This is a genomic window from Bacillus sp. FSL K6-0268 (assembly GCF_038005425.1).
Taxonomy (GTDB): domain Bacteria; phylum Bacillota; class Bacilli; order Bacillales; family Bacillaceae_G; genus Bacillus_A; species Bacillus_A thuringiensis_S.
Genome location: NZ_JBBOTF010000012.1, coordinates 1 through 6,172 on the forward strand (window position 1 = coordinate 1; position 6,172 = coordinate 6,172).

Here is a 6,172-nt window from a genome sequence, read left to right on the forward strand (position 1 = left end):
TGTGGGTAGTAGCGAATTCGCATAGTCACCTGTTAGGTGTATAGATGCGTACTTGCTGAATATTGTTTTCTTTTTTCTTTAGATAACGGATTGGATTAGGATGCTAACCACTTGCCATTTGCCCCTGTTGGAAGGGGCAAATGGCAAGCTACGGGTTTACCCGGGTAAACCCCAAAAACGTTGTTTTTGACTTGCTAGGAAAATTCCTAGTACCTTTACCATTTTTTATTCTCGGGATTTCATTCCCTCGTTTAAAAAAATGGTTGTCGCTTTGCTCGATTCTTCGTGTTTGGGTACATGACTAATCACGAAGTGACCCAGTTATACGCATCAAAAGAAATGTGTGTTACGGGGTATTTAAATGATTCCTCAAGGGTGTTTTAAAAGTTTAAAAACGTAACTATACAAGTGTGAATAGATCTCGGGGAGATTTTAAAAAAGATAGCAAAGTTTTGGGAGATAGAACGAAGCGTGGCATATAGGATTTTTTCTTTTTGACGAGGCATAGGGAGGCTTGTTAGAAAGCAGGGAATGATGTTGTATTATGTTTTCGGTTATTTAGGTGTACGATGTGTTGAGGGATATCAAAATGGAATTAACTTTATTAACGTTCGTTTTAAGACGCTTAACAAGCTTGTGTAACGTTTTTAGAACTTCATACATACAAAAATGTCAAAAGGTATCATTTTGCCTTACAAGGCTAATACGGGGCATTAAAAAGCAAACACCTGATATCGGCATGTTGTTGCATGTCAGTATCAGGTGTTTGTGCTTGTTGTGACGATGAGAATGGTTTGCCCTCCTAACCAAAAACATTCGAACACTTTCAGAAAAATAATCGACTTGAACGATCACCTTTAGTTTGATGCCATAGCGAGTGAGTGACAAGATATGGCATAAGTGAGTATATCACAAGGAAATTATATAGGGAACCATGATTACACTAACAAGCTGTTCTGTCATCCTTTTTAAGGCGCTAATAACCCCGTACAAGATGTTTTAAAAACATTTTGGTACAAATAGACGTTTAGATAAAAAAACCGTTAAAACGAACGTTAGACGTCTTAAAATGAATTTGTTGTTTTTAGCTAATTGTAGATGTCAACTGATAAAGAGGAGAAGTGCTTGCAACGGGATGGTTATCCCCTGAGTAGTGATACTGTTTACCTGTGGTCAAATGGTAGCGGAACCGGAGGTGAGCATAAGGAATTGACCACTCCACAAGCCCAGTATCCTCTTGTTCCCTCCAAAACAACCGTTTTGGGGGTGCCTACCGGCGAGGGAGTCCCCTTTTTGCTAAAAGGGGGTGGGGGATTAGAAGTTTTTATAAAGGGGTCAAGGGGACGAGTTCCCTTGTAGGTTCGGACAAAGTCCGAGGTTTTGTTGTAAGTTTGGTTTGTAAGTCTTGAAAAAAGGAGAGAGAAACGAATGGAGAAGGGAAGTTCGAGATTTCGACGTGACACATGGATGAAACTGATTGCATTAGGGGGAAGTGAAGATGAATTTGAAGTGGCGTATGCAAGAGTCATTGGGACGTTGGTGCGTTATCGAATCGAAAAAGAGTTAACGCAAAGTGAGTTGGCAGAAAGAAGTGGATTATCTGTTACTACGATTTCGAACATAGAAAGTTTACATAGTGTTCCCTCTTTGAAAAATTATTTGAAATATGTACGAGGTTTGGATGTGGAATTTGGGTTTAGAAAAAGGGGCTAAAAAAACTTCGATTTTTGGGGTTGTTTTTCGACCGGTTTTTGGTCGTTTTTGAGAGCAAATTTGGCCTGTTTTTTGGGGCCAAATTTCTATTTTAATACTTAGGTAACTATTTTCGGCAGAAAATAGTTACCTAAGTATGTCTTCGTCCCTTGAAAACAAAGGGATTTCAACAAAAAAAGACTTGCTTTTTCAGGCGGATAGATTTATGGTTTTAAGTGACTAGCAAAAAACAATAAATCCCCGAGAAAGGAGCAGGTCTTTGTTTGAGGGTAAAGGATACCCTTTTTTGTATGTTAGATTTATGTGTAAATCTGAAAAACAAGCTGAGACTACTATATCAAATATGAGAAAAGAAAAGCAAGAGGAATTACTTCACAAGTATCGACAAAAAAAGAAACAAAACCAAAAAATATTTGAGTTAATTAAAATGAGATTGAGTGAGAGTGGCAGAGAATTGTTTAGTACATGTGGGACGTTTCATCAGTTTATTACAACGCAAGATAGGAAAAAGTGTAGGCGTGTGAAGGGAAATGATTGTAAAAATCGGTTTTGTCCAATTTGTGCTTGGAGAAAGGCTTGTAAGGATGCGATGAAAATTGCGACGATGATGGAAGCTATGAAACAGGAAGAGAACAAAGTGTTTTTATTTTTAACATTGACGACTCCGAATATAAAAGGTGACTTAGTGAAAAGTGAAATTGATAGATTTAATAAAGCGTTTAGTAAGTTATTTAGACGAGAACGAATTATGAAATCTGTCAAAGGATATATAAGAAAGTTAGAAATGACGTATAACAAAGAGCGTGATGATTATAACCCGCACTTTCATGTCTTACTTGTAGTAGATAAAAATTATTTTAAAAGAAAAGAATTATATATTAAACAAGCTGAGTGGTTATCGATGTGGAGAGAGGTGACGGATCTTCCAGAGATTACACAAGTACATATACAAAAAGTAGAACTGATTAGAGAAGGAAATGCAGTTGCGGAGGTTGCGAAGTATTCGGCAAAGGATTATGAAATGGCGAGTAGTCAAGAAGTATTTGATGTGTTTTATGAAGGGTTAAAAGGACGTCAATTGATTGTGTATGGCGGGTTGTGTAAGGAATATGCGAAAAAGTATGAAAATGGTGAATTGGACAAGTATAAAACAAAGGATATCAATGAATATTATTATAAATTATTAGCGAAATGGAATCCTGATTTATTGAAATTTAATCGGGAATATGTGGAGTTAACAGAAGAGGAAAAGTTCCAATATAACGGTAGTTTACAAGAAGACATGGAAGTGGAAAATTGATAATGAGGAAGCATCCATTTGTAAGAGGTGGATGCTTCTTTTGATTTGAAAGAATACAATTCATTTTATTAATTATTAATTTCATTGATGATTTCTTTTATTTGGTTAACAAAACCAATGCTACTTTTTAAATATATCTAATTTTGGTTTGAATAACCAGACTTGTTTATTCTTCCATTGAGATATAAGGTTGTTAAGGTATAAAAAAATAAAAGTTTTTGGAGGAATTATATATGTTACATATTAAATCTAAATTTAAGAAAATCATTCCAGCAACAATGGTATTTGCAGCACTTTTAACAGTTGCGCCTTTATCTTCTTTTGCAGCTGAAACAGAAACACCTGTAAAAAATAATGTGGTGAATTTCCCACAAACGAATTATCAAGTGAATGATTTAAATCAATCAGTTCCTTCAGATGAGGATGGGGAAGTAACTGCTCAAGGTTGGAAGAAAAGTGCAGTGGTTGCTACTCTTAGAGGAGCTGGAAAAGGAGCGAAATATGTAGCTGATTGGTTGGATCTTGGTACAAAAGAAGCAAAATATGTATCAAAAAACGCTGATAAGATTGCTGATGCATTAGAGAGTTTTGAGGATCATATTCAAAATAGATTAATTGATTTTATGATTGGTCAATGTGGTATTCCTGGAGGTTCAGCTAGGACAATTGCTTATGCAATTTGTGCTATCGCTTTATAAATATTAATTTTTAAAATTTTAGAATTGGAGTTGTTTAGGTGTGGATTTTGAACAAGAAATTTCTAAATTAAAATATCATAAAGAGTTAATGTTAACTATGTTTTTACATGAAGACCCTGATAGATTCTTTTTTTATCATCAAATCATTAATTACGATTTAGAAAGAAAAGATGAAAAAGCAATTTTGAAGATTATTTCTTTATTTAACAAAAGGTTATCTAAAAAAACGACGTTTGATTTAGAAAAAGAGTTTTTTGATTCTATTAACTTACAAGTGATTTATGATTGTAATGTAAATCCGACTATTGATGAGTATGAAGGATATTTAAAAGAGATTAATATCCCAATAACGCCTAAATATCTATTAGTGGCTATTAATAAACAAAAAGAATCTGATAATGCTTGTGAGTTTTTATTAGAACAATATAGCAAAAAATAAGGTGCTTTTGCACCTTATTTTTTGTGTGTAATGGAGAGAATAAAAGAATGAAAAAAATGATGATGATAGTTATATTGTTATTTGGTATAGGTGGGGGAAATGTATATTCTTTTGCAGAGGAGTTCGTGCAAAAAGATGATTATTTAATTATGTTTCAAGATAAAGTTGATGAAAATTTGATTAAGAGACAAGGTGGAGAAGTAAAAGAGATTTATTCTAATTTGCCGATTGTAAAAGCGGAATTTTCCTATGATCCAAGTGATAATTTGAAACAGTATGCTGAAATTGTGGAAGTAGAAGAAGATGGAAATGTAAAAGCAAATGGAACAGAAGATTCTTTACATAATGGGATGTTTAATGTGTTACATACGAAAGAAAAAGGAGTTTCTCCCTTAACGGGAAAAGGAACTTCTGTTGCGATTTTAGATACTGGGATAGATCGAGAGCATCCAGATGTAAAGATAAAAGATGGGATTTCATTTGTTGAGAATGCTTCAGATTTTGATGATGATAATGGGCATGGAACACATTTAGCAGGGATTATTGGGGCGCAAAAAAATAATATGGGTATGACAGGGATTGCACCCGATACGGATTTATATGCAGTAAAAGTGTTAGATAAATACGCCAATGGAAAATACAGTACGGTTGTAAAGGGAATAGATTGGGCGATTGAACATAAGGCGAATATTATTTTAATGAGTCTAGGTGGAAAGAAAGAATCTGTATTTTTTGAAGAAGCTATGAATAAGGCGTATGAGAAAGGGATCTTACTTGTTGCATCCGCAGGGAATGAAGGATATAAAGAAGGGAATTCGATTACCTATCCAGCTAAATTTGATTCTGTAATGGCGGTTGGAGCGTTGGATAATAAAAATCAACGGGGGTTTTTATCTAGTAAAGGGGAACAGTTAGAATTAATGGCTCCAGGCGTTGATATATGGAGTACATGGAATAACGGTGATTATAAGCTAGATAGTGGAACTTCAATGGCAGCGGCCCATGTAGTGGGTGTAGCATCTTTGTTATTAGAAAATGATAGAATGATGTCTAACCAAAAATTAAGAGCGTTATTAAAGAAATCGGCAATTCCTTTGGGGAATCCACTTGAATATGGAAATGGGAAAGTGAATGTAAGTCGTGCTTTGCAAATGATGAATGAAAAAGAAATCCATATGGGTAAATGATAAAAAAAGAGCATTCTCAAAAAGGAGAATGCTCTTTTTTGGGTAGATAATAGAGAATTAATTACGAAATGTTTGAGAAAAGTATATCAAAAAAGAATCAAAATGGGAAAGGGAATTTTTAAAAAAAACATTTTGTTTTAGGAAAAAAATTATTCATGGTGTAGTTCTTTTTTTATTCGTTTATTGTATGAAAAAAATGATTTTTTGAAAAAACTTGAGTCGACCTCGAGTGAACCTCAGATGATTTTGTGTGTACCTTGACTAAACCTTGAGTCAACCTTTGATAAAAATGAGTGTACCTTGAGTCGACTTTTCGAGGATTCTTTTGTACCCAAGATTTCACTAGGCTTTGCCTAGCTTCACATCCTTGGTGGGAACAAAAACTTCTTATGCTCTTCTCTCCTTTTTTCTGACGAAATTATGTGGTGTTCTGTTTTTGAGGTTTGTTTATTGTTTGATAAAACTTGATTGAAAATTTTCAGCAGCTAGTGAAAAAACGTTAGAGTTATTTTGAAAGAAAAAAAGCCCCGCGGGGAACAAAACATGTCGATGTTTTTGGGGGGGAACGGACAAACTTTTTGAGTTTGTGTAAATGCGCACTGTTGTGATTCTTTTTGATAGGGTAGTAGCGCACTGTTGTGGGTAGTAGCGAATTCGCATAGTCACCTGTTAGGTGTATAGATGCGCACTGTTGTGCACTGTTGTGATTCTTTTTGATAGGGTAGTAGCGCACTGTTGTGGGTAGTAGCGAATTCGCATAGTCACCTGTTAGGTGTATAGATGCGCACTGTTGTGCACTGTTGTGATTCTTTTTGATAGGGTAGTAGCGCACTGT

General features: G+C 34.9%; 5 protein-coding genes. All 5 read left to right on the forward strand.

Annotated elements, in window-relative coordinates; all coding sequences use genetic code 11:
• The first annotated feature begins 1,428 nt into the window (after positions 1-1,428).
• The 5 genes from MHI28_RS36065 to MHI28_RS36085 all read left to right on the forward strand — a co-directional run bounded on the left by MHI28_RS36065 (position 1,429) and on the right by MHI28_RS36085 (position 5,337).
• Positions 1,429-1,713 carry a helix-turn-helix domain-containing protein gene (locus tag MHI28_RS36065; protein WP_078187941.1) on the forward strand — a complete coding sequence of 95 codons (285 nt, stop codon included), beginning with the start codon at positions 1,429-1,431 and terminating at the stop codon, positions 1,711-1,713.
• Between the two features lie 343 nt (positions 1,714-2,056).
• Positions 2,057-3,013: a protein rep gene (locus tag MHI28_RS36070; RefSeq protein WP_327947087.1), complete on the forward strand. Its 957-nt coding sequence runs from the start codon at positions 2,057-2,059 to the stop codon at positions 3,011-3,013.
• Between the two features lie 233 nt (positions 3,014-3,246).
• Positions 3,247-3,711, forward strand: a complete 465-nt coding sequence (locus MHI28_RS36075) for a hypothetical protein (RefSeq protein ID WP_327947084.1) — start codon at positions 3,247-3,249, stop codon at positions 3,709-3,711.
• Positions 3,712-3,751: 40 nt separating this feature from the next.
• Positions 3,752-4,150 (forward strand): DUF1878 family protein, encoded by a 399-nt coding sequence (locus MHI28_RS36080; RefSeq protein ID WP_327947085.1) that lies wholly within the window; start codon positions 3,752-3,754, stop codon positions 4,148-4,150.
• A gap of 47 nt (positions 4,151-4,197) precedes the next feature.
• Positions 4,198-5,337, forward strand: coding sequence for a S8 family peptidase (locus tag MHI28_RS36085; RefSeq protein WP_327947086.1), 1,140 nt, complete (start codon positions 4,198-4,200; stop codon positions 5,335-5,337).
• Positions 5,338-6,172 lie beyond the last annotated feature (835 nt).

What these genes read in the sequence shown, in the direction of transcription:
- MHI28_RS36065 (WP_078187941.1), top strand. Translation starts at nt 1,429, where the DNA reads ATGGAGAAGGGAAGTTCGAGATTTCGACGTGACACATGGATGAAACTG.
- MHI28_RS36085 (WP_327947086.1), top strand. Translation starts at nt 4,198, where the DNA reads ATGAAAAAAATGATGATGATAGTTATATTGTTATTTGGTATAGGTGGG.
- MHI28_RS36075 (WP_327947084.1), top strand. Translation starts at nt 3,247, where the DNA reads ATGTTACATATTAAATCTAAATTTAAGAAAATCATTCCAGCAACAATG.
- MHI28_RS36070 (WP_327947087.1), top strand. Translation starts at nt 2,057, where the DNA reads ATGAGAAAAGAAAAGCAAGAGGAATTACTTCACAAGTATCGACAAAAA.